General features: G+C 54.1%; 36 protein-coding genes and 2 tRNA genes. 1 reads left to right on the top strand and 37 read right to left on the bottom strand.

Annotation, left to right across the window (positions count from 1 at the left end; genetic code table 11):
- The first annotated feature begins 168 nt into the window (after nt 1-168).
- Nucleotides 169-519 (top strand): effector-associated constant component EACC1, encoded by a 351-nt coding sequence (locus ACLHV8_RS24590; protein ID WP_410376782.1) that lies wholly within the window; start codon nt 169-171, stop codon nt 517-519.
- 34 nt (nt 520-553) lie between these two features.
- On the opposite strand, the gene ACLHV8_RS24585 is transcribed toward ACLHV8_RS24590, so the two are convergent.
- The 37 genes from ACLHV8_RS24585 to ACLHV8_RS24405 all read right to left on the bottom strand — a co-directional run bounded on the left by ACLHV8_RS24585 (nt 554) and on the right by ACLHV8_RS24405 (nt 24,841).
- A complete protein-coding gene (locus tag ACLHV8_RS24585; RefSeq protein WP_410377041.1) occupies nt 554-925 on the bottom strand; it encodes a hypothetical protein in 372 nt (123 codons plus the stop codon).
- 519 nt (nt 926-1,444) lie between these two features.
- On the bottom strand, nt 1,445-2,512 hold the full coding sequence (locus ACLHV8_RS24580; protein WP_410376781.1) for a hypothetical protein: 1,068 nt from the start codon (nt 2,510-2,512) through the stop codon (nt 1,445-1,447).
- A gap of 2 nt (nt 2,513-2,514) precedes the next feature.
- Nucleotides 2,515-2,820: a phage baseplate plug protein gene (locus ACLHV8_RS24575; protein WP_410376780.1), complete on the bottom strand. Its 306-nt coding sequence runs from the start codon at nt 2,818-2,820 to the stop codon at nt 2,515-2,517.
- A gap of 1 nt (nt 2,821) precedes the next feature.
- The gene (locus ACLHV8_RS24570) at nt 2,822-3,424 is read right to left on the bottom strand and encodes a phage baseplate protein (protein ID WP_059365111.1); all 603 of its coding nucleotides are present in this window, start codon (nt 3,422-3,424) and stop codon (nt 2,822-2,824) included.
- Nucleotides 3,424-5,691, bottom strand: coding sequence for a transglycosylase SLT domain-containing protein (locus tag ACLHV8_RS24565; protein ID WP_410376779.1), 2,268 nt, complete (start codon nt 5,689-5,691; stop codon nt 3,424-3,426). Before ACLHV8_RS24565 ends, ACLHV8_RS24570 begins: the two co-directional genes overlap by 1 nt.
- The gene (locus ACLHV8_RS24560; protein ID WP_371831623.1) at nt 5,681-5,764 is read right to left on the bottom strand and encodes a DUF6889 family protein; all 84 of its coding nucleotides are present in this window, start codon (nt 5,762-5,764) and stop codon (nt 5,681-5,683) included. The genes ACLHV8_RS24565 and ACLHV8_RS24560 overlap by 11 nt, the downstream gene beginning before the upstream one ends.
- 104 nt (nt 5,765-5,868) lie before the next feature.
- On the bottom strand, nt 5,869-6,294 hold the full coding sequence (locus ACLHV8_RS24555; protein WP_410376778.1) for a phage tail assembly chaperone: 426 nt from the start codon (nt 6,292-6,294) through the stop codon (nt 5,869-5,871).
- A 3-nt stretch (nt 6,295-6,297) separates the two neighbouring features.
- The gene (locus ACLHV8_RS24550) at nt 6,298-6,738 is read right to left on the bottom strand and encodes a DUF3277 family protein (protein WP_410376777.1); all 441 of its coding nucleotides are present in this window, start codon (nt 6,736-6,738) and stop codon (nt 6,298-6,300) included.
- A gap of 10 nt (nt 6,739-6,748) precedes the next feature.
- On the bottom strand, nt 6,749-7,909 hold the full coding sequence (locus tag ACLHV8_RS24545) for a DUF3383 family protein (protein ID WP_410376776.1): 1,161 nt from the start codon (nt 7,907-7,909) through the stop codon (nt 6,749-6,751).
- A gap of 3 nt (nt 7,910-7,912) precedes the next feature.
- The gene (locus tag ACLHV8_RS24540; protein ID WP_410377040.1) at nt 7,913-8,476 is read right to left on the bottom strand and encodes a hypothetical protein; all 564 of its coding nucleotides are present in this window, start codon (nt 8,474-8,476) and stop codon (nt 7,913-7,915) included.
- Nucleotides 8,451-8,840: a head-tail adaptor gene (locus ACLHV8_RS24535; RefSeq protein ID WP_109549915.1), complete on the bottom strand. Its 390-nt coding sequence runs from the start codon at nt 8,838-8,840 to the stop codon at nt 8,451-8,453. The genes ACLHV8_RS24540 and ACLHV8_RS24535 overlap by 26 nt, the downstream gene beginning before the upstream one ends.
- Nucleotides 8,827-9,381, bottom strand: a complete 555-nt coding sequence (locus ACLHV8_RS24530) for a hypothetical protein (RefSeq protein WP_057057891.1) — start codon at nt 9,379-9,381, stop codon at nt 8,827-8,829. Before ACLHV8_RS24530 ends, ACLHV8_RS24535 begins: the two co-directional genes overlap by 14 nt.
- Nucleotides 9,378-9,785, bottom strand: coding sequence for a DUF4054 domain-containing protein (locus tag ACLHV8_RS24525; protein ID WP_410376775.1), 408 nt, complete (start codon nt 9,783-9,785; stop codon nt 9,378-9,380). The genes ACLHV8_RS24530 and ACLHV8_RS24525 overlap by 4 nt, the downstream gene beginning before the upstream one ends.
- Nucleotides 9,751-10,140 (bottom strand): STY1053 family phage-associated protein, encoded by a 390-nt coding sequence (locus ACLHV8_RS24520; RefSeq protein WP_001040703.1) that lies wholly within the window; start codon nt 10,138-10,140, stop codon nt 9,751-9,753. The genes ACLHV8_RS24525 and ACLHV8_RS24520 overlap by 35 nt, the downstream gene beginning before the upstream one ends.
- Nucleotides 10,141-10,181: 41 nt before the next feature.
- Nucleotides 10,182-11,123 carry a DUF2184 domain-containing protein gene (locus tag ACLHV8_RS24515; protein ID WP_053520707.1) on the bottom strand — a complete coding sequence of 314 codons (942 nt, stop codon included), beginning with the start codon at nt 11,121-11,123 and terminating at the stop codon, nt 10,182-10,184.
- Nucleotides 11,124-11,134: 11 nt separating this feature from the next.
- Entirely contained in the window at nt 11,135-11,638 is a 504-nt protein-coding gene (locus tag ACLHV8_RS24510) for a hypothetical protein (protein WP_006120173.1), read from the bottom strand.
- A gap of 4 nt (nt 11,639-11,642) precedes the next feature.
- Nucleotides 11,643-12,875 (bottom strand): DUF2213 domain-containing protein, encoded by a 1,233-nt coding sequence (locus tag ACLHV8_RS24505; RefSeq protein ID WP_410376774.1) that lies wholly within the window; start codon nt 12,873-12,875, stop codon nt 11,643-11,645.
- A gap of 14 nt (nt 12,876-12,889) precedes the next feature.
- Nucleotides 12,890-13,498, bottom strand: a complete 609-nt coding sequence (locus tag ACLHV8_RS24500) for a phage minor head protein (protein ID WP_410376773.1) — start codon at nt 13,496-13,498, stop codon at nt 12,890-12,892.
- Between the two features lie 13 nt (nt 13,499-13,511).
- On the bottom strand, nt 13,512-14,981 hold the full coding sequence (locus ACLHV8_RS24495) for a DUF1073 domain-containing protein (protein ID WP_410376772.1): 1,470 nt from the start codon (nt 14,979-14,981) through the stop codon (nt 13,512-13,514).
- Nucleotides 14,981-16,603 (bottom strand): hypothetical protein, encoded by a 1,623-nt coding sequence (locus ACLHV8_RS24490; RefSeq protein ID WP_053520720.1) that lies wholly within the window; start codon nt 16,601-16,603, stop codon nt 14,981-14,983. Before ACLHV8_RS24490 ends, ACLHV8_RS24495 begins: the two co-directional genes overlap by 1 nt.
- Nucleotides 16,604-16,605: 2 nt before the next feature.
- Nucleotides 16,606-17,079, bottom strand: coding sequence for a DUF2280 domain-containing protein (locus tag ACLHV8_RS24485; protein ID WP_410376771.1), 474 nt, complete (start codon nt 17,077-17,079; stop codon nt 16,606-16,608).
- 31 nt (nt 17,080-17,110) lie between these two features.
- Nucleotides 17,111-17,731, bottom strand: coding sequence for a putative metallopeptidase (locus ACLHV8_RS24480; protein ID WP_045356282.1), 621 nt, complete (start codon nt 17,729-17,731; stop codon nt 17,111-17,113).
- A gap of 60 nt (nt 17,732-17,791) precedes the next feature.
- A complete protein-coding gene (locus ACLHV8_RS24475; protein ID WP_001064347.1) occupies nt 17,792-18,310 on the bottom strand; it encodes a Rha family transcriptional regulator in 519 nt (172 codons plus the stop codon).
- Nucleotides 18,311-18,507: 197 nt separating this feature from the next.
- A complete protein-coding gene (locus tag ACLHV8_RS24470; RefSeq protein WP_045899734.1) occupies nt 18,508-18,981 on the bottom strand; it encodes a lysis protein in 474 nt (157 codons plus the stop codon).
- Complete coding sequence (locus ACLHV8_RS24465; RefSeq protein WP_121528294.1) at nt 18,978-19,421, bottom strand: lysozyme; 444 nt, start codon at nt 19,419-19,421, stop codon at nt 18,978-18,980. Before ACLHV8_RS24465 ends, ACLHV8_RS24470 begins: the two co-directional genes overlap by 4 nt.
- Nucleotides 19,405-19,746 carry a phage holin, lambda family gene (locus tag ACLHV8_RS24460; RefSeq protein ID WP_023311421.1) on the bottom strand — a complete coding sequence of 114 codons (342 nt, stop codon included), beginning with the start codon at nt 19,744-19,746 and terminating at the stop codon, nt 19,405-19,407. The genes ACLHV8_RS24465 and ACLHV8_RS24460 overlap by 17 nt, the downstream gene beginning before the upstream one ends.
- 190 nt (nt 19,747-19,936) lie before the next feature.
- Nucleotides 19,937-20,011 (bottom strand) — tRNA-Thr (locus ACLHV8_RS24455).
- Nucleotides 20,012-20,016: 5 nt separating this feature from the next.
- Nucleotides 20,017-20,091 (bottom strand) — tRNA-Asn (locus ACLHV8_RS24450).
- A gap of 121 nt (nt 20,092-20,212) precedes the next feature.
- Complete coding sequence (locus ACLHV8_RS24445) at nt 20,213-20,902, bottom strand: bacteriophage antitermination protein Q (RefSeq protein ID WP_410392154.1); 690 nt, start codon at nt 20,900-20,902, stop codon at nt 20,213-20,215.
- A complete protein-coding gene (locus tag ACLHV8_RS24440) occupies nt 20,899-21,039 on the bottom strand; it encodes a YlcG family protein (protein ID WP_410392153.1) in 141 nt (46 codons plus the stop codon). The genes ACLHV8_RS24445 and ACLHV8_RS24440 overlap by 4 nt, the downstream gene beginning before the upstream one ends.
- Nucleotides 21,036-21,677 carry a recombination protein NinG gene (locus ACLHV8_RS24435; protein WP_410392152.1) on the bottom strand — a complete coding sequence of 214 codons (642 nt, stop codon included), beginning with the start codon at nt 21,675-21,677 and terminating at the stop codon, nt 21,036-21,038. The genes ACLHV8_RS24440 and ACLHV8_RS24435 overlap by 4 nt, the downstream gene beginning before the upstream one ends.
- Complete coding sequence (locus ACLHV8_RS24430; RefSeq protein WP_410392151.1) at nt 21,670-21,840, bottom strand: NinE family protein; 171 nt, start codon at nt 21,838-21,840, stop codon at nt 21,670-21,672. Before ACLHV8_RS24430 ends, ACLHV8_RS24435 begins: the two co-directional genes overlap by 8 nt.
- The gene (locus ACLHV8_RS24425; RefSeq protein WP_047723643.1) at nt 21,833-22,405 is read right to left on the bottom strand and encodes an NUMOD4 motif-containing HNH endonuclease; all 573 of its coding nucleotides are present in this window, start codon (nt 22,403-22,405) and stop codon (nt 21,833-21,835) included. The genes ACLHV8_RS24430 and ACLHV8_RS24425 overlap by 8 nt, the downstream gene beginning before the upstream one ends.
- Nucleotides 22,398-22,829, bottom strand: coding sequence for a hypothetical protein (locus tag ACLHV8_RS24420; protein WP_410392150.1), 432 nt, complete (start codon nt 22,827-22,829; stop codon nt 22,398-22,400). Before ACLHV8_RS24420 ends, ACLHV8_RS24425 begins: the two co-directional genes overlap by 8 nt.
- A gap of 210 nt (nt 22,830-23,039) precedes the next feature.
- The gene (locus ACLHV8_RS24415) at nt 23,040-23,321 is read right to left on the bottom strand and encodes a hypothetical protein (RefSeq protein WP_023300401.1); all 282 of its coding nucleotides are present in this window, start codon (nt 23,319-23,321) and stop codon (nt 23,040-23,042) included.
- Nucleotides 23,322-23,465: 144 nt separating this feature from the next.
- The gene (locus ACLHV8_RS24410; protein WP_023300402.1) at nt 23,466-23,750 is read right to left on the bottom strand and encodes a DUF4752 family protein; all 285 of its coding nucleotides are present in this window, start codon (nt 23,748-23,750) and stop codon (nt 23,466-23,468) included.
- Nucleotides 23,750-24,841 carry a hypothetical protein gene (locus tag ACLHV8_RS24405; protein ID WP_410392149.1) on the bottom strand — a complete coding sequence of 364 codons (1,092 nt, stop codon included), beginning with the start codon at nt 24,839-24,841 and terminating at the stop codon, nt 23,750-23,752. Before ACLHV8_RS24405 ends, ACLHV8_RS24410 begins: the two co-directional genes overlap by 1 nt.
- Nucleotides 24,842-24,989: the final 148 nt, after the last annotated feature.

Genomic DNA, 24,989 nt, shown 5'->3' with positions numbered 1-24,989 from the left:
GTCAGGGTTTGAAGGCTGATTTGTACGTGCTATTTATCTTCTTTGCAGCTCTGAATGTAGGTCTTGCTTAAAACCACTGTAACGTCGTGGTTTGTTGCGAGATACAGGCTGCTAAGGAAAAGCCGCAAGGCAATTTTTAGCTTCTCACGATAGGGGCCGGATACCTTTATGCCAAAATCAGAAATAACCATAAAATTTACTCCAGCAATAGGAAAAGAATTGCTTCCTGTCATTCAGGAAAACATCCCCGTTGATGACTATATAATGCGCAAAAGAATGAGCACAGGTGATTCAGTTGGCGCAGTCGGATCGCTCATCGATATAACGATTATCGTCGCCACGTCATCGCCAGCATGTATAGCCATCGCATCCATTGTGAGGAAATGGATACAGACCAGATCATCCAAGAAAATAATCATGACCACAGAGAAAGGTAAAATCGAAGTAGAAAACCTGACGTCAAAAGAGCTGATGGAAGTAATGGAGCAATGCAAAAAAATCAGCTTTAAAGAGGAATAACCTGGTGCCGGTTACTCCGGCGCTTTTGTCATGGTCACTTAACCTTCACACAATCGTAGGTCGCATACTGACGCGGGGCGTCCATGCTGGCTTGCAGCCACTGAGCGTTGAGAATGGCTTTGCCGTTGCGCTTAATGTACTCAAGCCCGACCCAGCGACCGGGTTGATTAGTGGCAGCCATCCACTCCATCTTGATGTTATCCGGTACCCCTTTGGTGCTACCACCAGAACCGATTGGACTAATTTTTTGCGTCTCTGGTTTTGCGCCATTAATTCTGGCCCAACCATCAGCAGAAGACAGATCAATCGTATAAGGACCACAGACTGTTTTGTAATTCACGCCAAGCTTTTCGTTACTGTGAACATTACTACTTTTCTCGTAATCAGCCTTGGCTACGTCGTTCATTTTTTGATAGATGGCGGGCTGCTTCAGCGATAACTCATTTAGCTGTTTTACAAAATTTTCTCGTGAAACCTCTGCAAGCCCCATGGGTTTTCTATCAATGACATAATCATCATAAATCTTTGATACAACAGCCGAAGAAGAAAGTTTCTTAGCTAAATCATTTACAAAGTTGAGATAATTTAGCTGAGAATTATCTCTTACATCGATAGCCCTAACTCCACCAGTGCCGTACTCATGATATGCAGCATAAAAAGCTGGTATATTCTCCGGCTTTTTATTGATTGCCTTAATCAACCCGTCAGGACCACAGGTCTCGCCACTCCAGTCAATTAGTGACTTCCCTTTAGATTTCCATGTCTGACAATCATCTGTCGATAAAATTACTATCGGCTGCCATCCTGGACGTCTTTTGTACTCAGCATTCTGCGCGGAATTAAAGCCCGCACTCGCGCACCCGGATAAGAGCAACCCGGAAAGAAAAAGTGCGCTATATCGAATTCCGTTCTTATTTGTACCCACTTAATTTCCTCCTGAGCGAGCTATAGTCGACTGGCTAATCAGGTCACGAGCCCCACGCGCAAAACACATCAGGTCCATGTACCACTCCTGACCTCGGGTGTCGCCAGTATAGTCGATAGCTTTGACGATATAAACGCCATCCGTCGCAATGCTGGCAGCCTGTGACGTTGTGCCGGTCAGAACGCGGTTGCCGTTCTCTTCTGTTTCGGTGATACGCCCGGGCGACTGCGCGATTTCGCTATTGCCGAGTGCGGCGCGGTACACCGAAGCCTGATCGAGCTGGATAAGGCCATTAATGCGGATGTTGGGGTTTATAAGACATCGCACGTTTACGCCACCGCCCATCGTCTGTTGCGGCATACCGATCAGGCCAGTATCGGCATTCAGCACAATGGCTTCGTGAATGTATTTATCCTCCGGCACCATCTGAACCTGACCATCCACCAGCTGCCATGTCGCTTTGCACTGCGCAGCGATGTTGTCCATCACGTTACGGGTGGATGAGTAAATCGCGCGGCCACGAGGAAACACGGTGTCCGGGAAATCGCCGGTAATGCCCTGCGTCACGCCGAACGCATTGAAATCCTGCATCGTCGCCCGGTGCAGGTCGGCAACGGTATAACCGGCTGCAAGCGTGGTGATAGTAGTCGCGTAGAGGAACGCTTCGTGATCCCCAATGGCCTGAATCAACACCCAGGAATCGGTAATGTTGTCCTTCCCGGTGACGGTGAAGCGAATATCGCCGTCAAAAATCAGGCCGTAGTTCTGACCGTTCACCTGCCCTACCTGGTCTGGTGAAATCTCCCGGGCGACGCCGACCTGGCTCGCATCAACATCTGGCGCAATACCGTCATACCCGGCAATGATGCGAATTTTGGCAAACTCCTGCCCCAGAATCTTGTTCGTGGTATCGGTCGAAAGGTTATAAATTTTCACGTTTGCCACGCGCGGCCAGCGTGTATCTGCCCACTCGATCTGGAACGTGACCTTAAAGTCAGACAGGGAAACGCCCTGCCCGTTCTGATCCAACAGCTGCAATTCAAAATGGCGCATCCAGTTAAAAGACATTTCTACTCCTGTACGAAAATGAGGTGGCTGTATGTGCCGAGGTTGGTTTTGGTGGGCTCGACTGGCGCGCCCTTATCGGTCGCCACCACCAGCGCGCCATCAATGCCGAGCTGTGGATATTGTCGTAACAGGTTCACGCCGGTCAGCAGAGGTACGCCAGAGAGAAGCGCGGCACCGCCGCTATCCATCACGTCCATAATCCATCCAGCCGCATCGCGCCAGATAATCCTGAGCGTATACGTGGTACTGCCCAGCAAGACGCGGAACTGCTGATTGTCAGGAGAAAGCGGTATTTCGTTAAACTGCATTTCACCCTCCGGCAAGGCGCTGACCGCCAGTGACGATGCTGCTGAGAAGCGATTCATTTGGCGGTGTCGTGGATTTCGTCCCGGAATTCTGCACCGCCGATGTGCTGACGCCATCCTGCATATCTGATTTATCAGCAACGCTAACGCTCTGCGTTTGCGACATGATCACTTCACGCAGGGTAAGCGTGCAGTTCAGCACGTTCTCGCTGGTTTTGTCCGTTGTCACCTCGATGGCTCTCACCAGCATATTGCTGTACACCCTCTTCCCGGTCACCACATCGAATGGCACGCGCTCAAGCTGCATATCCAGCAGTTTTTGGTATGTCTCCTTTGGGCTAAGCCCAGCGCTAAGACCGATTGAAGATGTATCAATGAAGTCCAGCAACGAACCGCCACCAGCGAAGCCGCATTCCATTGTGACTTCGCTGGGACGTTTATATGCATGATCGGCGATGAAACCCGATGCGCTATTCGTTGTCGGCTTCTCCACCGGGTGCTCAGTAATTTCGAGCGCATCAGAATGCTTTTCAGAAACAACCACGCTGGGGATTAATATTCCAATTCGCCGGGATTGCTGGCGAAAAATCGCTGATAAAATATCCATTATCTCGGTCCTGCGGGGAGTTGCTGGGTTAACTGTGAGTTCACACCCTTTTGACGGTCAACAGTCAAACGGGCAGCCTCGCGCGGATCGGAAACGCCGTGGATGTTAATGTTCGTTTCCTGCTGAATCACCGGGGCGCTGGTAGGCATGTTACTCATAACTTTCGGAATGTAGTTGCGCGTCTCCTGCGGCATCAACCCCATGCCATAACGTTGAACGTTTCCGATCCCCCAGTTATATGAAGCCAGCGCTTTGCTAAGGTCTCCGCCGTTCTGCCGCAACAGCTGGCTGAGGTACTTAGCTGCGGCCTGAGCTGACTTTTGCGGGTCGAATACATCGTTTCCGCGAAGGCCCATGTCTCGCGCCGTGCCATCCATGAACTGGAACAGACCTTTAGCGCCAGCGCCTGAAACGGCGAACTGATTACCGCCAGATTCCGTTATGGCCACACTTTTCAATAGACCAGCTGGAAGTTGATAAAGCGACTCAAGTTTATTGAACATTGGCCCCATCCAGTCGAGCAATACTTTGCCCTGGGCTGTGGCCTGTGGACGTTTGACTGATTGCGCAAACTGGGAGGGGTCACCCGATATATTTGGAGAGATTTCAGCAGCTCCAGCCGGGGAGAAAAATAAATTACCGATTTTGGCAATCCCGTCTGAGATTTTTTCAAGATAACCATTAGCAGCCTGCTGACGGTTTTTTATTTCATCTCTTTCATGCGGGGCAATTTCATTACTACGAACATGCTGTTCCGCCCCGGGAATGTCAGGCTGAACATTATCGCCATAAACGACGCCATTGCTTTGCGCCTGACGAATAATCTTACCTGGGCCACCATGCAGCCAATCCATCCATGCGGGCCATTCTCTTACCTCGCTAACATCCTTTCGCCCAAGGTCGGTTTTGATGCCAACCGTAGCAAGAGCATCACCAATGTTCCTTTTGGTATAGTCCAAAGATGATTTAGCACTGGCTTTTATGTTTTCACGATCTGAAACCAGGTAACCAGCATACGCTCCCCATAATTTAAGCCATGGAGGTATCGGAAGACCGGATATTTTTGCGAATGCTCCCAATACTTTTGTTACCCATACCCCAGCGATGAAAGTAGCCAAAATTTCCAGCGAGTTCTGCCATCCACCAACAGAATCTTTCAGCCCCAGAAGCTTATCGCGCAGCCAGAGAATTGCCTTTTTCGCCTTTTCTATTGCAGGCTCCCACTTGGACCAGTCAATCAGGCTTTTGCCACCCTCTTTCCACGTCTGGTAATCGTCGTACAGCAATCCGATCGCCAGAATCAGCGTGGTGATAATTCCAATCGGGGATTTCAGGAACGCAGAATTAAGCAAACGCCATGCGACCAGTAGAGCACCGAATATTTTCAGCAGGTTTTTACTGCCATCATCAAGACGCTTCCACCAGTCAATGACAGAGCCAGCGCCCTGTATCAGCCGCCACGCCATTCTCGTGAATGCGTTCGCAAGCCAGATCACGCCTTTAATAACTCTGGTCAGCGTCTCTTCAATCTTCGGGAAATTGTCGAGGATGCGCCGCCGCAGGCTGTCCAGCGAACCAGCCAGGCCACCAGCGAGGTTTGAGCCGATCTTGTCCCGCATGATGCCGAACAGCGACGTAAGCCCGCGCATGGACGTCATGAATTTGTTGGACTGAACAGCCGCTTTATCAGCGTTGAACCCTGTCTTTTGCAGCATCGACTGGTAATCGGCGGTAAAGCCATTCATGCCGCGCCGCATCGCCATCAGCGTGTTTTCATCGATGCCAAGCATCTGCGCGTATTGTTTCGCGCGGTAATACGGCATGTTGTTGAGCTTTTGCCCAACGCCAGTAAAGATGGCCGCAGTATCACGCATCTTTCCGCTGGCATCGCGAGTCTGGACGCCCAGGCGGTTCAGGAAGCCTTCCGCGCCCGGATTGCTACGCATGAAACCAGCCAGCCCTTCGAGGGAGGACATAGCCGACTCGGCACTGGCACCGGTTTGCGATGCAGCATAGCCCAGTGCTTTGATGCCCTGGACACTGGCCCCCGTCCGCTGGGATGCCCAGTAAACTTTATCCAGACCGTTCGCGATCTGCGTGGTAAATCCGACAATGCTCAGCGCTGCGCCTTCCACCACCGCGCCGACCTTCAGAACGTTAGCGGTAACGCCTTTCAGCACGGCTTCGAACTTATTAGCGCCAGCCTGATCGATATCGAATCCCAGCGAAACAAGGAAATCTTTAATCGTATCTGCGTTACCGCTCATTGGCCGCTCTCCATTTATCTACCCGGGCGTCGTTATCCTCGCGCATATCGAGGTAGTCATTGAGAAGCGCGATGCGGCAGAGGTCTACCGCACCGCTGTTAAGGTCTTTCTGGTCAATATGGAAGGCAAGCGCCGGACGAAGAATAAAATCTTCACCGCCCGGCAGGCTATTGAAGGTTATTCCGCTGGCGGGGTGGGCGTCTCGCTGGTAGGGAGTCCTTGCAAAAAATTTCCCAGCGAGTCGGCGACCACCCGCGCCACCAGCTGCAGCATCGTCAGCAGGTCGATATCATCAAATGACATCTGGCCCTGCTGGCATACCGGTACCCAGCCTTTCATGTGGTCGCGGGACACGACGGACAGGCACGGAAAAAGGATGGCGTTCACGTCCTCATCGCTCATGTCCGACACCGCTTCTGCGATTTTCGGAAGAATGCTGGACATGGCCCCTTCGATATCCTTGTTGGTGATTTTTTCCTGCACGCTGCGGAACTCTGAAACCATGCCGGCGAGCACCGGCAGCAGTTTGCGGGACACCTTCAGCTGCTCAAAGACGCTAAGCTTCGCGGTGCGGTAATTGACGCCGTTAATTTGAAATTCCATCGGTTAAAACTCCCCAAGCAGCTGATCGATTTTAATGCAGTCAAACACCCAGGCCACGGTGCCGCCCTCTTTGGCGTTGTTGAAATCGGGCTGTTTCTGGAAAGCACACTCGCGGGCCGTGGAGATATCACCGGATGCCGTGTTACGGATCACAATAATGTTCTTTCCCCAGGTGGAGGATGACTGGCTCTGCGCGTTATACGCCAGCGACAGCTTTTTATTGACCGGGGAGGTTTTGAGCAGGGTCACCGTAATGGTGCCGGATTTATCCGCATGCAGACTGTGCATGCCTTCACCGTCGGCACCGATGGTCATGGTGTTTTTATTCCCGCCCATAGTCTGGGTGATACCTTCTTCAGCGTTCGCGGAACCCTGACCAAGATCGATAACGCCGGTCGGCCCGGTGAGCGACGCGCTTACATCGAGAAAAGAATAAGTTGCCATTTATCGCTCCTTAGCGAACCACGTTGATCTGCACATCGGCGTAATGAACTGCACCAGCCAGCTTACAGGCCACCTGAATTAACGGTGCTTTGCGCGCTTCGCGGTCGGCCTGAGCCTGCTGCACCAGAGGTTGCGCATACACGTAATAACCTTTTGTCAGCGTATCGCCGGAATTCAGCTGTCCGATAGGGCCACCATTCCACACGCCAGCCGCTACCAGACCGTTCGTGACGGACTGATCCATGGACTGTTCAACGTTGGAAAGCAGACGGGTCACACCGGCATCAGTCTGCGGAATTTTGGTGGTGCTGGTGTAAAGCAGGTTATAGAGATTGGTCTGAACGTAGTTCTGCAACCAGTCGAGCCCATGGCGCTCGTCGAAGAAGTCGCCGTTCGCCATAACACCCTGTTGGAGGATCGCCGTGTCGTTGGCGTAGTACACGAACACGTTCGCATTCTTCGCATCCACAGCCGCCGCCTGTCCTACCGTCAGCGTTTCGTGGGTTACGCTCGGTTCCTGTTTGAATTTCAGGGTAATGGTGGTATTGCTGCCGTTGAAATTGACAGTAAACGCGCGACCAAAAGCCGAGACTGCGGCATATGGGCTGCTGGTGGAATACTGAATAAAGGTACGGGCATACTTGCCAGCCTTTAATTTCGACGCAACATCGGTCGTCGAAGTCGTGCTGATAATCTCGGCGTCGGCAGATGTTACCCCGAAAATTCGGCTCAGACTGGACGCTTCGATGAGTTTAGCAACCTCAATCACGTCGTCAGCATCAAGCACATCACCGCCATCAGCAACATCATCAGCGACAACCAGCCCATACCAGTTGGTATATTGCAGGCAGGCATTAACAGCTTGCACAATGGTTTCCACGCTTCCACCTTCGGAAGAGGTCAGCGTTTTCGCCCAGCGGCCAACATAAACCTGCGTCGGCTTCGGTGACTGGCTGAAGAAAACCTGCGCCGCTTTATATTCCGGGCTGTCGACGCCGAAGTCCTCGCCAATGTCCTCAACGGAAGCATAGAGGCGAACGCGCTCTTGCACCGGAATAACGGTGGAAGAACCAAGGATCAGCAGCGCGCCGAAGTTACGACCAGTAGCCGCTTTCGGCGAGATGATCACATCAACGTTTACAACGTTGGATACAGGTAAGCCCTGCGTCATAGTTTATTCTCCAAAAAAGGTGACTGGCGCTTCCGCCAGCGATTTGATGCCGTACTCGCGCACGACCTTCCGGCGCAGGCGCACCGTCATGTCGTAGCGGCGAACCCATTGCTGGTTGATAAGTTCGGGGAAAGGGGTCATACCGGTATAATCGCCCAGGGACAAACCAAGCGCGTTCAGCTCAGCATTGTTTTGCGGGACAGATATGCCATCGCGAAAACGGGACGCATAAGACATACCAGCCGGGCCATAGAACGACGCCATGCACTCGAACGTTTCATGCCGCCAGAGCTGAGCGCCCTCGTCGGTCTGATTGGTGAATGCAGGGTTGTTATCAATGAGCAACCCGGTAACGCCAAACGCGCACCAGTTCGTTTCAACGGGTGGCAGTGGCGGCTGATTTTTCTGCCAGCGCGGACGAACCATTCCAGACGGCAAGCCGGAAACATTGCGCATCCACTGGCTTAGCAGCCTGTCGAGCGCTTCGTCATAAGCCGGATCGCCGCTGGTGGGTGTCAGCCAGCCGCGCTCTGTGCTGGTGTTATTGCTCAATGGGAGTTCCCCCATCAAACGGCAGTAATTCACAATGAGCCTGGACGAAGCCAGCACCGTAAGCCGTATACGGGTCGACGAATGTCACGCGATAATCACGGTTCTGATACGTCACGATATCGGCATCACGGCCAGTCTGCCCCTGCGTAAGTCGTTCAGTCGTCACGATAAGAATCGCGCCGCTGATAACCTGCCCGGCCTGCATGCGGCGGTTTTCCAGAGAGCGGTCAACGGTAACAACCCCGGCAAACTGCGTTTTAACTTCGCTGTCGCTGCCGATCCCGTCCTCGTCCACCGTTTGCGCGCGACGCGTTACCCACAGGTTGAAGTCGCAAAAATCGGGGTCAAAAAGCACGTCTGTTACATCAAGATTCGGCATCTTTATCCCTCACAACATGGGTAATGGCTCTGCGATATTGCCCGGTGTCGATTAGTGGTTTCACCAGATCGGTTCCGGGGGACTCGCCAGCAGCGCGTCGGGCAAGCTCCGCTTTCGCCCCTTTGCGCCCTCGACGCGCGCGTGCTTCAACGGTGCTATCAGCAAGCGGTGTAAAGCCGGTAATGGTCATGTAACGCCTGACGCCATTCGCGGCCAGCGTTCCGGCGCGGTTAAGCGCTCTTTCCGCACCCGCCGCATTTCCATCAAGCGCAGCCTGCGCCGCTGCTTTGAGCTGCGGCACCGTCTGTTCCTCTACGGATTTAACGCCGGGGATCAGGTGCGGGCGTGGGGGTATGTTTTGCGCTGGTGAGCCGTATTCGTTGACGTAACCGATCCCGGCATTACCAAACGGAACATCCTCACGCTCGCTGTCTTCTTCCGGGATGCCCACCAGCACATCCTTTTTGGTTAGCGACCGGAGCGCATCCAGAATGGCCTGAGCGTTATCAACCCTCGTTGTTACACCACTTTTGAAACTCATAGCTGGCGACCGCCCGCACCGAACATCGTGATCAGCTGATAAAATTCAGCGCCATATCGGGTGTTATTCCAGAAGCCTGCGTCAGGGTTTAGCGTCGCGCTGGTGTCATAGCTGACGCTTACCTTGTCAACGGACTTGGAGGACTGAACACCATTGGTTGAGCCACCCGAGCCGCCGACGAGCATTGCCCGGCTATCTGCCGCCCAGAGCGTCATGTAGTGAGCCACGAACAACTCGACAAAGTACGGAAACAACTCTTTGCCGGTGACGTTTTCGCTCAGCAGCACATCAGCCAGATTCAGACGAAACTGGATTTGTGCTTCGGGATATTTGGCAGGGTCAGCAAACTGTGGAAAGTCGCGCCGAAAATCACTTACTGTTGGCAGGCTTTGATTCTTTGGCATCTTTCGCCCCATTACCGCCAGTCTGGGCGGCAGCAATCTGCGCTTGCAGGCTGTCGTTCTGCTCTTGCAGCTTGAGCAGCGCTTCTCGCAGATCGGCAATCAACTGATCTTTATCGATAATCTGCTTATCTTTGTCGGCAATCTGCGCTTGCAGGCTGTCGATAATGGGTTGCAGATCATCGGTGTCGCTAATCACGCTTTCGGAAAGCTCGGAGTGCGCCTGGGTGAACCAGTGCGACGCGACCTCTTCCGGTACGTTATGCCGTCCCCGGCCAAACTCCCTTTTTGACTGATCGCCGAGCGTCAGCGTAAACGGGGTGTGAACATGGATGGTAACCAGCTTTTCTTTCGCCATTTTCAGTTCCCTTCTGGCCCCTTTCGGGGCCGTTCTGGTTATCAGATACCGTCCACGTAGGACAGGGTTTCTTTGTACACTGGCTCAACCGCACCGAGCTTGCCGTAGTAGGTCGCAATCTGATACAGACCGCGATACTGGACAGGAACGCTCTGCAACGGTACCAGCGGATAGCGCACGTATTTCTTGTCGTTGGTGTAGGCGACCATACGGTCTTTACCGCCAACTCCGCGCCCTTTCAGCCATTTGACCGCTTTGATTTCCAGCGGAACGCCGTTCTGGTGGAAAGCGATAGTGTTCACGGCCAGATAGGTCAGCAGTGACTGGTTACCAGCTTCGGAAACCTTACGACTCGCCAGCAGTGAATACTGTTCTGGCGGAATGCGCAGATCAGAAGGCACGACGGAATAACCGGATGCTGCCCAGGCATTCGACAGAATGCTGTTCACGCTATCGAGGATCTCGTCGTTGGTGGAGTTAGCCCAGGTCTTCGGCGCATTGTTCAGCGTCACACCGACGAGGTTTGCCAGCCCTTTCAGGCCGAGCGCATCATCGCCGATGTAAACCTGCTCGTCGTTGTCCATCTGCCATTTGAGCTGCATCCCGTCGTACTTCTGGGTATCAATCGGGCGGCCTACCTGCTGAGCTGCTGCCAGCTCTACAACGGTCCAGCCCAGTTCCATACCCCAGAGGTTCAGCGGATTGCCGTCTTTGCCGATATCAACGTTCACGCCAGCAATAGCAGTGGAGTCTTTGCCTACCCAGTTTTTACCGTTCGGATTTGCGCCAGTACCCGCAGCGCCAAAGCTGGTGTTAGTCCAGCTGGAAATGTCATCTGCGATAGAAACGTCTTCACGCAGCTGAATATCGCGGGTCCACGTGTAACCCACCAGCGGCAGGTTCAGCGTCTGGTCGAGTCGCTCCAGTTCCCCGATGAGAAAGGCACCAGAGCCATCAACGGTTGCCTGATCAAAAGTAATCATTCGTCTGTTCCTTAAATCTTCCAGGAGATTTCTGCATTGCCGTTAGCGTCACCGGCCCCTGTGAATTCGGCGTTGGTCAGCGCCACGTTTTTGCCACTGACGGACGTGGACATAAAGCCGCCCAGCGGCACGTCAATGGTCGAATCGAGCGAAACAACCACGTAGACAGGCGCGCCTTTTTTGATGGTGCTGGCATCGAAGCCAGATCCGAGGTTAACGGTCATGTAGCCACGCTTCATGGCGTCGCCCGGGAAGTTCTTATCCGTCCCCACCTGGCGAACCATGTCCGGCTGCGACGTGGTCGGATACGGACGAACGTAGATACCCTTCACCTTGTCGGCGGTGTCACCGTCCGCCAGCGGCACGAAAAATCCGTCAGCGTCGTATTTGCCAGCCAGACCATAGGCAGCGAAGGCGTTAGCGGATTTAAGGATCACCGGTTCGACGGTTAAGTCCTGCGGGCGAGAGATAGCCCCGGCAATGCCAACAGGCATCCGGTACAGATATGCAGTCATTGGATTATCCTTTGCGGTTAGACCAGAAGTCGGCGTTTTGTTTGTTCAGGGAAGCGATGCTGGTCATGCCCATATTTTGGCGTTGTGCATCGCCCGTGGTGGTGCGGGTGTTTCGCCCTTTGGCAATCTCTGACACGGCGTTAAACGCCATATCTACCGATTGCTTGGGCAATTTGCGGATATCCGCATCACCGACAACCTGGCGAACCAGTGTTTTGTCAGCGGCGGACAGCACATCACGTTTGAACGCGGTCGGTTTCACCTTACGGCTCAGATCGATACCCGGAACGATAACTTCGGCACGATAAGCAGCGTCACCGGTAATCGTGGTTTCCTCTTCGTCGTCCTCACCGTCGCAGGTAGGGTCTTTGTTATCTTTGCCGTCAGGCTTATCGTCGTTATCGCCCGTTGCAGTACCTTCCAGCTTAGCCAGCAGGGCTTTGAGCAAGGTTTTGATATCGTCCTCGCCGTCGCCGGTTGGCTCTCCGCCCATTTCCGGCTTTTTGTCCGGCAATGGTTGTTGCGGTGAAAGATTAATGTTGAGGTTAACGCCGCTCGGCAGATCCCCTTCATCGCCCGTTACCGCCGCTGGCGCAGAGTCCAGCAGTTCGTTCATGGTGTCAGCATCACCCGTTTTGATGGCCGTGCGCATGCGGGTCCACCAGCTTTTCTTTTGATTTGCCATTGTGTCTCTGTCTCCAATTGCACAACGATTTCCGGCTCTGCCTTTAGGGACAAGAGCCACATGGTTTCCGGTAATATCGACCTGCTCGGCTTTTCCGGGTTCGGTCTGCTCGTACTCAGCGTCATAGCCGCACGACACTTCGCGCAGACCATCTTCGATCAGCTGAATGGCGCTTTCGTCTTTGACGATAAGGTCAGCCAGCATCAAATCAGACTGATCACCAGTCCCGCGCCGAACGTTCTGAAGATGCCCGACCGCAAGCTCTTTCCAGTTCTCGGGGTTGACCAGCCGCACATTCCCGTTTTCATCTTCAGGATGCAGGATCGTGATGCTCATCCCTTCGAATGAGGCGAGCGTGGCCGGATGGAATACCTGATCAGGAGAGCGCGTTACGACTATCTCGCCGAGCTTGTCGGGTTTGAGGTTTGGCAGATCGGCAGCGCCGTAAAGCTGCTTACCCGTTCGACCTATCGGCACGTCTTTGCACAGCAGCGAGCCGTCAGCCAGCTGATAACGGGTTTCCCCCAGCCGGGTATTGAAAAAATATTTCATGGTTTACCTGCGATTCAGGCGAGATAAGAATGAGGGTTGGGGAAGACGATTTCTTTGTAACAGCGGCAGTTCGGGAGCTCGCCAGCGTGACCGGTCATGCCGTCAAGCGTTGGAGGTCGGCCCCATTCGACAAACTTCCCTTCCATCTCTCGATGAGAATGCCGGACGTCGCCATCTTCGGCTGTACGCCAGATATAACCATTCGAGCCGATTGACAGCGCACGCGCCTGATCCAGTGCACCGGTTGCGCGCCCAAGCTCAGTCCGGGCGATAAGGTTCGCTCGTGAGCGTGACACGTCACCGGAAGCAGCTATCTCTTTCGCGAATGGCTCAGCGCGGCCACCAGTTACTACAGCCTCGATGGCCTTGTTCTGAATGTCATACACCCGATCGGCGGCCTCAAGAGGCAGAGATTTGATGTACTTAATTTGCTCGGCGACGATGGATTTCATCACCTGGCCTACCGGGGCGCGGTCGACCATGTTGCGTAGTTCTGCGCTGATGTTCCGACTGTGCTGACGCCACTGCTTTTCATTCTGGCGCGCAATGTCGGCGGTAAAGTTCTCAGCAACCTTCGTCGCCCAGGGGGTGATGATTTCGCTGTAGCGATCCAGCGCATTCATTATTTCGGTGACGCTATCGTTTGAACCATCGTAGCGCCCATTTACGATATCCCCGACCGCCCGCGCTATCTGCCGTAGGCTCGTTCGATATCGGATCTCCGCCTGGCGACTCTGGCGGTTTGTCGCCAAGTTCGCCGATGCCTGGCGGCGCTTCGTCTTCGGCATTCTCTATGTCCTCGTCGGTAATGGATGCCCCGATACCGGTGACGTCAGAGTTTTCGCGCAGGTCGGTCATTGCCGCCTTACGCGTCATCAATCCGTCGCCCAGCGCGGTGCTGATCGCGGTGGTGGTGTTTACGGCCACCGTTGAGCGGTCAACGTCAGACATTTGCCATAGCGGGTTAAACTCAAACGTGAAATCGTCCGGCAGCGGCTTACCGAGTTCCGAGCGGTGCATAATGTCCAGTATCCGGCGCATCGGCAGCCGTAAGCGGCGCTCCTGCAATGAGCTCACCCGGTCGTAATAGTTGGCGAGGTCTGCGTCACCGGTAGAGAAGCCTTTCGGGGACTGACCGAACAGGCGCACCAGCGGGATACCAACGGCACCGCTGATCTGCTCAGCGAACTGCGAAAGAATGTCATCCAGACCACTGAAGCTGTACTGGTGGGTTTCGAAAGTATCCTCGGAATCCATCAGCGTCATGCCTTCATTGCTCTGGAACCGGCGGATCAGATCGATGTTCTTCAGCAGCGCTTCGAACGCGGGACCACCCAGCGCAATAAGTTCACGGAGTTTTTTCACTTTGTAGGTACGCAGATGCGCTTTGTAGACCAGCTGCGCCGCGCCGACAGTGGCGCTGTCAAACGCAGTAATCCGATCCCAGATACGCTCTACAACCGACATTCCCCATTCGTTTTCGGTCATCTTCTGCTGGAATGGCAGCGTCACCCCGTCGAAGCGAATCAGGCGGCTGTGATGGATGCGCCACGCCGGGATGCCCGTTGCAGTGGTCACCACGTCGTAAAACTCAGGTTTGCCGAGATCCGGCCCCATATCTTTAATGCGGCGGGTCAGCACCGGGTTAATCATCCAGCGGTCGAGCGGGAGAATGCCCTTAAACTTGCCTTCTCCAATGGTTTCGAGCCGCAACGGGGTCATTGGTGCCTGCCCCTCAATCATGATGAAGCCAACCGCGCCGCCGTAGAGACGCGACCATTTCAGCACGTCGTTCAGAGCATCCCAGATCTGCAACTCGTCCAGCTGCGCTTCGAGGGTGCCACGGTCTTTCGCGTCAATCTCCGAGGTGATGCGAATACCTTTCCTGGTCATATCGTCCGGTATAGCGTCGACCGCTTCGCCGATGATCCAGGACGAACGATAGGACCATTCCACCAGCATGCGGTTGCGGCTGGTGAAGTTCGCCCGGTAGGTCGATGCTGAGTGCTGGTTAGGCGTCTGCATCCCCACGCGGGCGACAAAGTTCTCATAACCATCAGCGGTGGCCTGCGCCGTTCGCTGAGAGGCTTGTTTGTTTCGTGCCATCAGGCCTGTCTCCCTAGCAGCTCCCAGATGTTCAGGGCTGAATTCATTGGCGCGTAGCTGATCATCACCGAGTCGGCGAGGTTCGGCGACTTGGTGCCGTCAGGCTGTTTATCAACAACGATTTTCCCCACGCCGTTAATGGAGTAGGTCGGCTGCGACAGCTCGATGATGAGTTTGTCTTTGTTCGCCATAGTGCCGCTGATTGAGATGATTTCGTCCGGGTTGTAAGCCATCTTTTCAACCACGGCGCGATAGGTGTTCTGGAAAAGCTTGCGTAACCGCCACCAGCTCTGGGCCTTGGCGTTAGCGAAGAAGTCCTTATTCAGGCGGGCGGCCTGTCCGTTGTCGCCGCGCACCGCTTCATCGTCCGGATCAAACACTGCGCCGCTACCGCGAAACGGTGTGGCGAGTATTGACGGTCGGCGCGCAGCGTTGCGCAGTTCGTTGATGGCGCGCGCATCGCCGCGAACGCCAGCGCCCAGACCGTCCTCGTCGAAGCGAAACTCTTCGAGGTTGTCCTGTTCGCAGAAGCCGAAGACCTTCTCAACGGACTGGTAAATGTCGCTGCCCACGCCGGACCATTCCCGCACGTTCTCCAGGAGGAAGCCGTGACGGGTCGAAAAGGCGTTTTTGTCCCGGCCTTCGTCGGCGACGTCCATCGCGCCCAGGCGTTTGCCCGTTGGCTGGATGCCCAGCTTGATATGCGCGTCGACGGCAGCCTGTACCCAGTCGGACGGGATCAGGACGCCTTCCGCAGATGCGCTGTAGTTCAGGTCAAGTTCCTGCGCCACCACCACCGGATTGTCGATTTTCTCGCATTCCCTGCGATACCACTCTTCATCCTTGCGCGGGTCATTTCGCCAGTGGAATGTGAATACCGGTATCTTCCCGCCGTGACGCTTCTGCGCGAACGGGTTCGCCATGCCGTTAACCGAACTCAGGTCGATACGGCAGCGGGTGGTTTGCGACAGCGCCGCATCAATCAGCAGGGGCCGCTGGAGGAATGCAGCCTCATCCACCAGGTAGAGCGTGGTACGGTCACCACGTCCGATATTGTCGCCAGCTTCGCCTTTGATGACCGCACCAGTATCGGGAAACTCAACGCGCATGTACGGCGCGTGCTTCTTCTCGTCCCATGAACCGCGAAACTCGACGGGCAGCGTTTCCACGAACTTGCGCGCCTTCCAGAACAGCGCCTTCGGGTCACCGGTGCTGTCGACATATTCCTCTTTACGGGAGCCGAAGCCGATGACCATTTCTTTGTTGAAGAGGCAGAGCGAGCAAGCCAGCCCGATAGCCGTCCAGCTGAGCCCCATTTCGCGGCTCTTTTCGGTGATGCCGTTCTCCAGCCGTTCGCGCCGCTCCATGATCCAGTGAATCCACTCTTCCTGTTTCGGGAACAGCAGAAAAGGGATGGTGACCGGCAGGCCATAATCGATGTTACGCGGGTCAGTCGTCATACCCCAGTCGATGATGAACTGTGCCGGGTTGGTGCGGTAAAACTGCTTTAGCGCTGGCAGCATTTCAGGGTTCTGGCGAATGCGCTGTAAGCGTTCCATCCGCCATTCAAAAACCATCTGGTAATCAGGGTTTCTGAAATCGAATTCAAACGGGAGAGGCATGATCACCCCATCATCTTGCGGTAAATCTCTGCGGCCTGATCTGCGGTGAGGTTGGTCGTCTCGGTCTTGATCGGGCCGCCATCCTTGCCAGTGCTCTCAACCTTCAGCTTATTGGTGTAAGCGTCGCCAACCTCTTTCGCGGCCTGTTCAATAAGCTGCGCCGTCAGGGAGAAGTTTTTCATCCCCTCGGTTTTGGTTGCCATGCGGTCAAGCACGCGGAGGCGATAGGATTTGTTCGCGATCGGAATGTCGCTGGTTTCGGTCAGGAATCGTTCGCGCGTCGCGTGGAACACCTCGATCCACTTTTTGGCGAGCGTCTTACCGCTGGCCTTCGTGGGGTCGTGAGATTCAGCCTGCTGGCGGGTGATCTTGATCCCGAATTCTTTTTGGACAGCCTCGACCACCTGCGATGGCGTGTCATAGCACGCAAGCGATTGAATGATGAAGGCTTTCACATCAGGTTTTAATGCAGCCATAAATCACCATTCGTCTTATACAGTCCAGTATTTAAGCCAGTCGCAGCATGCACGTCCCGCACGCTCTGGCAATATCGAGATGAGCAACCTCCGCTGGCTGATTCGCCGCATCAATCATTTCCTGCACGTCCCGGCTCGCACCGTAACGGCGAACCACGCCCACAAACTCTTCCACGTCATGGCCGCGCAGCTTCAGCTTTGGCTGCCCTTCCTGCGTGAACTTCGGCGCGCCAAATTCATCTGTCGCCTGGCAGATGTGATAAAGCTCGTGCTCTATCAGCGCGCAGAATTCCAGATCGGAACATTGCGAACAGTAATCGGCGGCCAGCGTGATGATGAACTGCGGCACCCTGCCGAACCACTCATACATCTGCTGCTCCATCCGCGCTTTCTGCCAACCTCCAGCCCGCATTGCCACTTCTTCCGCCTGCCCCAACACGGAACGACCTTTCTTCTCGAAAGCGTTCGACGCCCAGAGAAAGCACAGATCCGCTTCAAGCAAATGCTGGTGGTCAGGGTTGTAGAGGTCACCCTCATCGCTCAGGATGTGCTGATTCAGCCACTCGCCAACGTCACTGGCGGGCATTATGCTGATGTACGGCTTCGGGTCAGGTGGCATCGTAAAATGCGCTGGTGGGTGTGGTCTGTTCATGAATAATTCCAGTGCTCCATTATCGAAGCCCCTCAGTGAAGAGCTTCTGTAATGCCGAGATCAGCCAATAAGTAATTCCGGCTGCGTTACCTGCATGATGTGCTCATGTTCGAGCTCCAGGACGCGCTTCTCTTTCTTCCGCTCGTTCATCAAACGGCTTCCGATCGTGCCTTTCAGCTTTGAGCGAGTTTCTTTGATCGCGTAGCGATGCTGCAATTCCTCACCCATCGCCATGCGCCGGTTTAGCTGCTCGGCCATCCAGTTGAAGGCATTGATGTAACACTCCTTCACTGCGGCAGCTGTTTTGCCAGTGAATCCCATCACTAGCATCATGCATCCGTCGCGGGTGATGTTATACATAGGCTGAACATCGCCATTTTTATCAATGAAATCAATGGGCGCAAAATTGCGCTGGGTGAAGTCATCGGAGCATTTCAGGTTACGTATGGCACGCAAAACGTCTTTGTGTCGCTTGCCAAAGTAATCCGCCACCTTGAGTGATGTGGTGATTATCTTGTTGTCGAGGGTCGTGACCATTTCGCGGAAGTCGAAGGCCGGAATAACTGACGGATTATTCATAGCGTGTACCTTTCTTTGAGATGAACCTTTGCCGCATAGGAAATCAGCCCGTCGAGGCTCGCCAGCACTAACTGACTTCCTCAAAGGCTCATTTCAAAGGGTATGGTTCGACGTGGGTTGAATGCGCTGCGGTGCGCGGTGAAATTCGGGCATAAAAAAGCCCGACCGAAGTCAGGCTCTGTTATTTGGGTGACGAATCACTTAAGACACTGCTCTTTGATGTAGTCCTGCATGCCGCGAATCATTTTGTCAGCGGTTGCGATTCCGTCCCGGTGATCGAAATAATTCCGTCGAGCGTCTGGAGTAAGTTCGGGGGCTCCTGCATCATCCACGCCGGGGGCGGAGGTGGCTTTTGACACTCCAGGGCAGGTTGCGGCGATGCGCAGCCGTTTAGCGCCAGAATCGACATCCCGACGCAAATCGTTAATGGTTTTTTTCGCATCGGACAGTTCCTTCGTGTATTTGGCATCCAGTGCAGCAACATCGCTCTGGCGGGTCTGCATGTCTTTGATGGTGGCGTTTGCCAGGCTGAGTTTACGAGTCGCCTTATCGCGCTGGTCTTTGTAGGTGATGGCATTGTCGCGGTAGTGGTTCACGAGGAGCGCCAGCACGCCGATTAACACCAGCACCAGCAGCTGTAACCAGTAACGCTTAACCAGCGCGCCAATCATGACAGGAACAGAGCCCGCTCTGCCTCCCGGCGACGGGTCAGCCCGTTCAGGACTTTGCCTCCAGCTTTATTCCAGCGCAGGAACTCATCGGATGCACCAGCGTAATCACCGGCGTTGAGTTTTCGCAGAAGGGTCGATGTCGACAGTGACCGGGCGCCGAGGTTGTAAGTGAACGACACCAGAGCATCGAATTGCCCCTGAGTCAGGTCAACTTTGACCAGGCGGGACACGTCGTTTTCATAGCTGACCAGCCCGGTCTTCAGCAGGCGTTCTGCAGTTTCCTGCTTAATCGTCATCCCGGCTCGGATCGGTTTGCCGTCGACAGGCTTGGTCCAGCCATAGCCGATCGTCCACACTCCGACGCTGTCCTGGTACGCGGTGAGTTTGCAGCCTTCGAATTGCTTGATCAGGGCAATGCCTTTATCACTGATTTGCATCACCGCCTCCAAAGCGAGAATTAAACACCCGGGAAGCCATAACCTTAACCTGCTCTACGCCAACAAACCCTAGCGCGCCGCCGATAGCTATCGACAGAGACTGTGGAAGGTTAAAGTAATCAAGAGCTGACACAGCAGTAAGGGTCAGAGCCCCACAGATTGCCCCCTCAAGGAGCATTTTCTTCCAGCCGCCACCGCCGTAAGCGATTCGCAATGCGGCCATGGCAACCGATAGCAAGACGGCACCCATCGGCGTTTCGCCACGCCACCAGCTGTGGAGTAGTTCGATAAACTCCGTCCAGGAGTGGGGATCGTTATGCATTTTCATAGTCTCTAACCTCCGGCTTAAAAGCGGGGGCTGTGTGTTTAAAAGGGGTCAGGCCCTCGGGACGATTTAACAAGAAGGCATGTCGAGGATGGTTCCCGGAGCCTGAAAATAAAAAAGCCCGCGACAGGCGGGCAATATGGGGGTAAGGCAATGTCGGCTCTCTGGCCGAAGGGTCCCAGGCAGTGGGTTCTGGTGCCGGGCAAAGGAATCGAACCTCTGACGCGCAGCTTACAAGGCTGCCGTTCTGCCACTGAACTAGACCGGCGAATATGGCGGGACAGGAAGGATTCGAACCTTCGACCATTCGGTTAACAGCCGAACGCACAACCGCTGTGCTTCTGACCCTGAAATGAAAAAGCCCCGGCGGTATGCCAGGGCTCATTTTACAAACTGGATAGTGACTATCATCTTTATGCCGCCGATGTAATTTAGGCAGCATATCAAAGTAGACTCAAATATGGCTTATTTAATTGACTTTTGCAATACCCTGCTGCGAAAAAGTAGCCTTTTGTTGTGATCGTGTTCTCACAGTACAGAGAAGAGAATCGCCATCCAGCCGCTTAAAGATGGCGCACATGGCCCGCCAGTAATCGGCGTAGTTATGACACCAGTTATCAGGCTTAACTACGCACAGGGCCGCCAGGTCCTGGTGCTGATACACATCCTTACCAGCCAGCTCCGCTTTCACGTCCTGCGCCGCCAACCATATCAGCTTCTTCAGGCGCTCCATCGTCTTGCCCGCAACCTTCTTCGCACCGAGCTGCTCCCGGAACTCGGCCCACGCCCACTGGGTGATCGCCATCTGGTACTCGAAGCGGATGTTCTCGCTGTAGTTCCACAGCAGCCACGCTTTCTGATGGTCTTCCAGCGACAGGACTGCGCGGCGCCAGGATGCGGTCACGAACTCAACCGGCCCCACCAGCGCGATAGATGAGCCTTTGGCACGGGACTGGCTGCCGCTCATCGCCGGGCCGTCAGGGTTAACTTTTCGGCCGGTGATCGGGTCGGTGATTTTCTTCCGGCCCCGGCTGCGCGCCGTCGCGGTGAACTGCGCGTTCTCGGCGAAAGCTACCAGTTGCCCTTTCGTCGCCCCGCTGAGATCTGCGGTCGCCACAATGAGCTGCTGACGTACGTATTCCAGTTGCTGATTGTTCATTGTGCGGCTCCTGTAGGGTGATAGATGCGAACGAAGTTACGGAGAATGCGGTAATCGACCAGCACGGAACCCGGGCGGCGGTAAATCCGGAGGCGCTGCCAGCGCGCTCGGAGTATCTCGATCGTTTCTGGCTTCATGCTGCCTCCTGCTGTTTCAGTGCCTTGAGCTTGGCGCGGTACTCATCCCGGATCCGGACGAAGTCTTCCCGGCGGTAGTTGGTCATTTCATGGGGACCGTTGAGCCAGTCGACGTATTCCTGACCGTAACGAGCAACCAGGCCAGCTTCGTATTGCTGCGCGACCGTCGCCTCTTTGGCGGTGTACTTCCCAGCCCCGGCATTACACGACTTGCACTGCTTATGGGCGTTGCGCTCTTCAAAGCGCAGTTCAGGGTTAGCGCCGACCGTTTTGAAGTGACCGCAGTCCCACTGGCCGCCATGTAGATCGGGTGGGTTGGTCTCGCCGCAGCTAATGCATGGCAAATCAGCATCACGCGCTCGGATGTAGGCGTTGAAAGCTTGCTGAGCCTGGGCTTTGTAGTAACCGTTAGGTCTGAGTTCTGCCAATCGCGCTTTACGGCGCTGGCGACCTGCCTTCTCTTCGGTACGCTGACGCTGCGCCTCCTTCTGCTTAGCGTCTTCACGGGCTTTTGCTGTCTGTTCTTTGCCGATTGCGCTGGCGCACTCGAATGAGCAAACTACCTGCCCGTCGCGGACCGGATGGAACCACTGGCGACAGGCTTTATGGGCACACTTGCGGCGCGGTAACTTAGCCATGCGACCTCCGCGCCGCGAGACGCAGCCATTTCTGATCCACCAGGCGGGCGGTGTAGCCTTTCAAGGTCGGGATGTCGGACGGCTTAACCGCGGGCTTACGCTTGCGGCGCGCCGGAACGCGGAAGATTTCGTTTGAGATGACGCGGGAAAGTGGGCTACTCATTGCGCTCACCCTCAAATCGCCAGTTATAGCCTTTATGGTAAGATGATTGACCTGTGCAGCACCTGCTAATGCAGCCACTATCAAACCCATCACGAACCGCATCCATAGCGGCTGCGTAGCGGACCTCTTGTCCAGTAACACGGCATGTAGCGATTACCGCTTTACTTGAGTTGTGATCCTCACCGAATCTTCCGAGCTGATTTGGGATAACACCAAGATCGCTATAGGCATGGCGAAGATTGTTTGACGGAGTTGTCCATTCAAGGTTTTCAGCTCGGTTATCTTTTTTGTTGCCGTTTTTATGGTTAACAACTAATCCGTCGGCGTAACCGTCGCAAAATGCCATGGCGACAAGCCTGTGTGCCGCATACTTTTTGCCGCGAATCTTTATCTGAAGATAACCAGTGGTATGCACGTCAAACGGCTTTAAATCCTTACCTTCTAAAACCTTCTTGTAGCCACTCATCACGCTAACGGTGCGTGTTAAGGATCGGAATCGACCATGATTACTGACTTCATAATCGCTTGATATGGAGGTTTTTTCCCAAATCTCTTCTTCAAACATAGTCGTGTCCTTTTGAGTGATATTCGGAGTTGGCAGGGATCCGTAATTTGATACCGCGCTCAGCGCACCAGACTTCAATGCGGCGCAGGTAGAAGGTCATCTCTTCGGTGTCGAGTAGCTTGGTGGACTTCACCATCTTGGTTTCACCAAGGACGGTTACAGGCTTGGCGGGACAGAACATATCCTTCATAAATTCATGAAGGTCTTCCTCTGTTAGCTTGCTTTCAGCGTGCCGGTTGACGGCAGATGCAACGTCACCATTCCACATCCAGAGAAGGGCATTTTGGGAGAGGCTGCGCTTGTCCTTCCAGGGCTTGATGATGAGGCGATAGCAGTCGCCAGATTCCAGCATTGGCTGTATCTGCTGCCCGATTGCGGAAAAATTGGATTTGTGGAGACGGATGCCGTCTTTGTTCATGCTCATGCGGCTTCCTTAAAGGAAACCGCAGAATGCAGGAAATCGCAGGTGCATTTCTGCATCTGTGACAAGGTGATGAGTTCAGATTGTGGTCGCATTTAAGTCCCCTTAAATGCGAAGAAGTCACCGGAGTTGTTCAGGCTCCGATGACATGATTATGGACGGTTGATTCAACAAAATCAACGTAAGAGAAAGGCCTCCGGAGAGGCCAATGAGTTAGTCGTCCACGCGTTTAAAGCACAGCGGGCAAACATCATTTCCACCGTGCTCTTCGTATGCGCCTTTAACGGCATCAGTCATCTCTTTAAAATTTTCAAATGGATGACCACCATTGCTTTTTTTATAAGCTCCAGCTGCGTATTTATAGATGTTAGCCTCATCTATGCCCTCATCAACATAAGCGCCCTCATGATGGGGGCACTGCGTTAAAGCGCCAACCCTACCGAGCATTTCCAGTGCCCAGCACTCTTGTTTCATGCAAAGTTGATCGATACTCATAACGCCTCCTGTTGGTTTTACATCGCCAAATGAATGTACCACCAAGCAAGAAGAAATGAAGCAGTTAAATTGTAAAACATGTGTATATATCAATGAGTTACAATAGTTTGCTATTTTTTCTCAGAGCTCTGCTGCGTCGAATGGTTAGGCATGACGGTCACCTTTTGGCCGGAGAATGTGGATCTGCATACCGCTTTCGGTAGTAATAACCACCCTCTGCCCAGGCTCGATATCTGCCAGCCTGAACGCCTCATAAAACGAGTCCATAGCCAAGGTTTTCTCGTCCTTGCGATTCCATAATCTCCATCCGCGGCGAATCAGTATTCCTATGACCCAGCTATAGGTTTTAACCGCCAGATGAAGCCAAGCGAGGATCATCGTTGCGAAAAATAACCAGTCCGTCGCGCTGAAGTTTTTGAGCTCGTCCATCACTTCACCTCCTTCTTCGCCAGCTCCTGCATGGCATCGCCGTAGCGCTCCATTCCTTTGGCGAGCGCCTGAGCAACCTCCTGCTGAGGTGCTGCTGGATACGCGCTGCCTTCCTGACCTGGTTCATTGCTTCCGGTGCATGCATTACGGTGGTCATTGGCATGAGGGCAGCGCTTGTTACCGCATTCAGGGCAAACGACGAAGCGCATGTCGGAAATTGTCACCGGGCGGCAGGTGCGGCACCAGCATTTGGTTGACGTTTCCGCGTTTTCCCGAAAATGTTTGGTTGACGAATTTGAGGTTTCCCGAAAATCAGGTTCGGCACCCTGAAGCATGGCGGCTAATTCATTCATGTTTGCATCATGCTCCGCACGCTGTTCTGGTGTCATATCCTCAAGTTCTGCGTAATACTCTGCGCGACGCTGTAATGCTCCAAGCATTGTTCTGGTAGGAACGCCTTTTCCAAAACGCAATGCTGGCTCAAGAAAAACAGGGCATGGCAGGGTTTCAGGGTACTCCTGCACCTCCTGCACATTTTCACTACTCCTGCACTTTTCTGTTACTCCTGCACTCTGAAGCATGGCGGCGCTTCTTGCGTTCCATCCAACAAGAATCCATTGCGCCTCTGATAGGGAAACCTGGAATTTATTGGCAATATAGTTAAAGCTCTTTCCGGCTAACTCGTCCGGCACTGATACCGGCGCTGGCGGTGCTGAATAAAGCGCCTGACAACTCCACCCAGACCAGTGAGCACCTTCCGCTCTCTCATCATCTTCAGGGCGAACAAGCGTTACCTCGCTCGGATGTTTTCTGTGTGACCACAGCCAGGCTACGGGTTCAGCATTGGCTGGCGCTGGCGGGGCGGTGTAAAGCGGAACGGCATCTTCATGAAAAGATGGGGAGTACCCACACGGTCCTTTCCGGAACGTACCAACAGCCTCCGCTTCGAGCGATGCCAGCGCGATACGCGCATTATTAATCAGGAGGCTATCAGCAGGAGATAAAACAACATGAGCGTTTCCCTCCGCATCAATTTCAGAATTCGTAATTTTTCTGAACAGCTTTGCCAGTTCTTTGGTAATAGTGCTCATGGGCGAATCTCCGTCCTGCCACCAAGTAAGCGGATTGCCACTCGTTCCCGGAAGGTAAGCGGTCGATGGTGTCCGCGGGCATTAACAATTTCAGGCTTTCCATTAGGCGGATAATTGACCCTGACCGATTGACCATCTAGCGCGTGAG

The sequence above is a fragment of the Enterobacter sp. CPE_E863 genome (assembly GCF_046521465.1).
GTDB lineage: Bacteria > Pseudomonadota > Gammaproteobacteria > Enterobacterales > Enterobacteriaceae > Enterobacter > Enterobacter adelaidei.
The sequence above is the reverse complement of the archived record's forward strand: the minus strand, read 5'-3'. Positions and strand labels throughout refer to the sequence as shown.

Excerpts from the sequence above, each read along its gene's own strand:
- ACLHV8_RS24590 (WP_410376782.1), top strand. The coding sequence starts at position 169 with ATGCCAAAATCAGAAATAACCATAAAATTTACTCCAGCAATAGGAAAA.
- ACLHV8_RS24430 (WP_410392151.1), bottom strand. The coding sequence starts at position 21,840 with ATGAGTAGCCCACTTTCCCGCGTCATCTCAAACGAAATCTTCCGCGTT.
- ACLHV8_RS24405 (WP_410392149.1), bottom strand. The coding sequence starts at position 24,841 with ATGAGCACTATTACCAAAGAACTGGCAAAGCTGTTCAGAAAAATTACG.
- ACLHV8_RS24530 (WP_057057891.1), bottom strand. The coding sequence starts at position 9,381 with ATGAGTTTCAAAAGTGGTGTAACAACGAGGGTTGATAACGCTCAGGCC.
- ACLHV8_RS24515 (WP_053520707.1), bottom strand. The coding sequence starts at position 11,123 with ATGATTACTTTTGATCAGGCAACCGTTGATGGCTCTGGTGCCTTTCTC.
- ACLHV8_RS24510 (WP_006120173.1), bottom strand. The coding sequence starts at position 11,638 with ATGACTGCATATCTGTACCGGATGCCTGTTGGCATTGCCGGGGCTATC.
- ACLHV8_RS24580 (WP_410376781.1), bottom strand. The coding sequence starts at position 2,512 with ATGTCTTTTAACTGGATGCGCCATTTTGAATTGCAGCTGTTGGATCAG.
- ACLHV8_RS24445 (WP_410392154.1), bottom strand. The coding sequence starts at position 20,902 with ATGAACAATCAGCAACTGGAATACGTACGTCAGCAGCTCATTGTGGCG.
- ACLHV8_RS24470 (WP_045899734.1), bottom strand. The coding sequence starts at position 18,981 with ATGATTGGCGCGCTGGTTAAGCGTTACTGGTTACAGCTGCTGGTGCTG.
- ACLHV8_RS24565 (WP_410376779.1), bottom strand. The coding sequence starts at position 5,691 with ATGAGCGGTAACGCAGATACGATTAAAGATTTCCTTGTTTCGCTGGGA.
- ACLHV8_RS24545 (WP_410376776.1), bottom strand. The coding sequence starts at position 7,909 with ATGACGCAGGGCTTACCTGTATCCAACGTTGTAAACGTTGATGTGATC.
- ACLHV8_RS24520 (WP_001040703.1), bottom strand. The coding sequence starts at position 10,140 with ATGGCGAAAGAAAAGCTGGTTACCATCCATGTTCACACCCCGTTTACG.
- ACLHV8_RS24435 (WP_410392152.1), bottom strand. The coding sequence starts at position 21,677 with ATGGCTAAGTTACCGCGCCGCAAGTGTGCCCATAAAGCCTGTCGCCAG.
- ACLHV8_RS24420 (WP_410392150.1), bottom strand. The coding sequence starts at position 22,829 with ATGAGCATGAACAAAGACGGCATCCGTCTCCACAAATCCAATTTTTCC.
- ACLHV8_RS24525 (WP_410376775.1), bottom strand. The coding sequence starts at position 9,785 with ATGCCAAAGAATCAAAGCCTGCCAACAGTAAGTGATTTTCGGCGCGAC.
- ACLHV8_RS24415 (WP_023300401.1), bottom strand. The coding sequence starts at position 23,321 with ATGAGTATCGATCAACTTTGCATGAAACAAGAGTGCTGGGCACTGGAA.
- ACLHV8_RS24535 (WP_109549915.1), bottom strand. The coding sequence starts at position 8,840 with ATGCCGAATCTTGATGTAACAGACGTGCTTTTTGACCCCGATTTTTGC.
- ACLHV8_RS24425 (WP_047723643.1), bottom strand. The coding sequence starts at position 22,405 with ATGTTTGAAGAAGAGATTTGGGAAAAAACCTCCATATCAAGCGATTAT.
- ACLHV8_RS24410 (WP_023300402.1), bottom strand. The coding sequence starts at position 23,750 with ATGGACGAGCTCAAAAACTTCAGCGCGACGGACTGGTTATTTTTCGCA.
- ACLHV8_RS24570 (WP_059365111.1), bottom strand. The coding sequence starts at position 3,424 with ATGGATATTTTATCAGCGATTTTTCGCCAGCAATCCCGGCGAATTGGA.
- ACLHV8_RS24550 (WP_410376777.1), bottom strand. The coding sequence starts at position 6,738 with ATGGCAACTTATTCTTTTCTCGATGTAAGCGCGTCGCTCACCGGGCCG.
- ACLHV8_RS24585 (WP_410377041.1), bottom strand. The coding sequence starts at position 925 with ATGAACGACGTAGCCAAGGCTGATTACGAGAAAAGTAGTAATGTTCAC.
- ACLHV8_RS24485 (WP_410376771.1), bottom strand. The coding sequence starts at position 17,079 with ATGGCTGCATTAAAACCTGATGTGAAAGCCTTCATCATTCAATCGCTT.
- ACLHV8_RS24495 (WP_410376772.1), bottom strand. The coding sequence starts at position 14,981 with ATGGCACGAAACAAACAAGCCTCTCAGCGAACGGCGCAGGCCACCGCT.
- ACLHV8_RS24440 (WP_410392153.1), bottom strand. The coding sequence starts at position 21,039 with ATGAAGCCAGAAACGATCGAGATACTCCGAGCGCGCTGGCAGCGCCTC.
- ACLHV8_RS24460 (WP_023311421.1), bottom strand. The coding sequence starts at position 19,746 with ATGAAAATGCATAACGATCCCCACTCCTGGACGGAGTTTATCGAACTA.
- ACLHV8_RS24540 (WP_410377040.1), bottom strand. The coding sequence starts at position 8,476 with ATGGGGGAACTCCCATTGAGCAATAACACCAGCACAGAGCGCGGCTGG.
- ACLHV8_RS24475 (WP_001064347.1), bottom strand. The coding sequence starts at position 18,310 with ATGAATAATCCGTCAGTTATTCCGGCCTTCGACTTCCGCGAAATGGTC.
- ACLHV8_RS24490 (WP_053520720.1), bottom strand. The coding sequence starts at position 16,603 with ATGCCTCTCCCGTTTGAATTCGATTTCAGAAACCCTGATTACCAGATG.
- ACLHV8_RS24575 (WP_410376780.1), bottom strand. The coding sequence starts at position 2,820 with ATGCAGTTTAACGAAATACCGCTTTCTCCTGACAATCAGCAGTTCCGC.
- ACLHV8_RS24500 (WP_410376773.1), bottom strand. The coding sequence starts at position 13,498 with ATGAATGCGCTGGATCGCTACAGCGAAATCATCACCCCCTGGGCGACG.
- ACLHV8_RS24555 (WP_410376778.1), bottom strand. The coding sequence starts at position 6,294 with ATGGAATTTCAAATTAACGGCGTCAATTACCGCACCGCGAAGCTTAGC.
- ACLHV8_RS24480 (WP_045356282.1), bottom strand. The coding sequence starts at position 17,731 with ATGAACAGACCACACCCACCAGCGCATTTTACGATGCCACCTGACCCG.
- ACLHV8_RS24505 (WP_410376774.1), bottom strand. The coding sequence starts at position 12,875 with ATGAAATATTTTTTCAATACCCGGCTGGGGGAAACCCGTTATCAGCTG.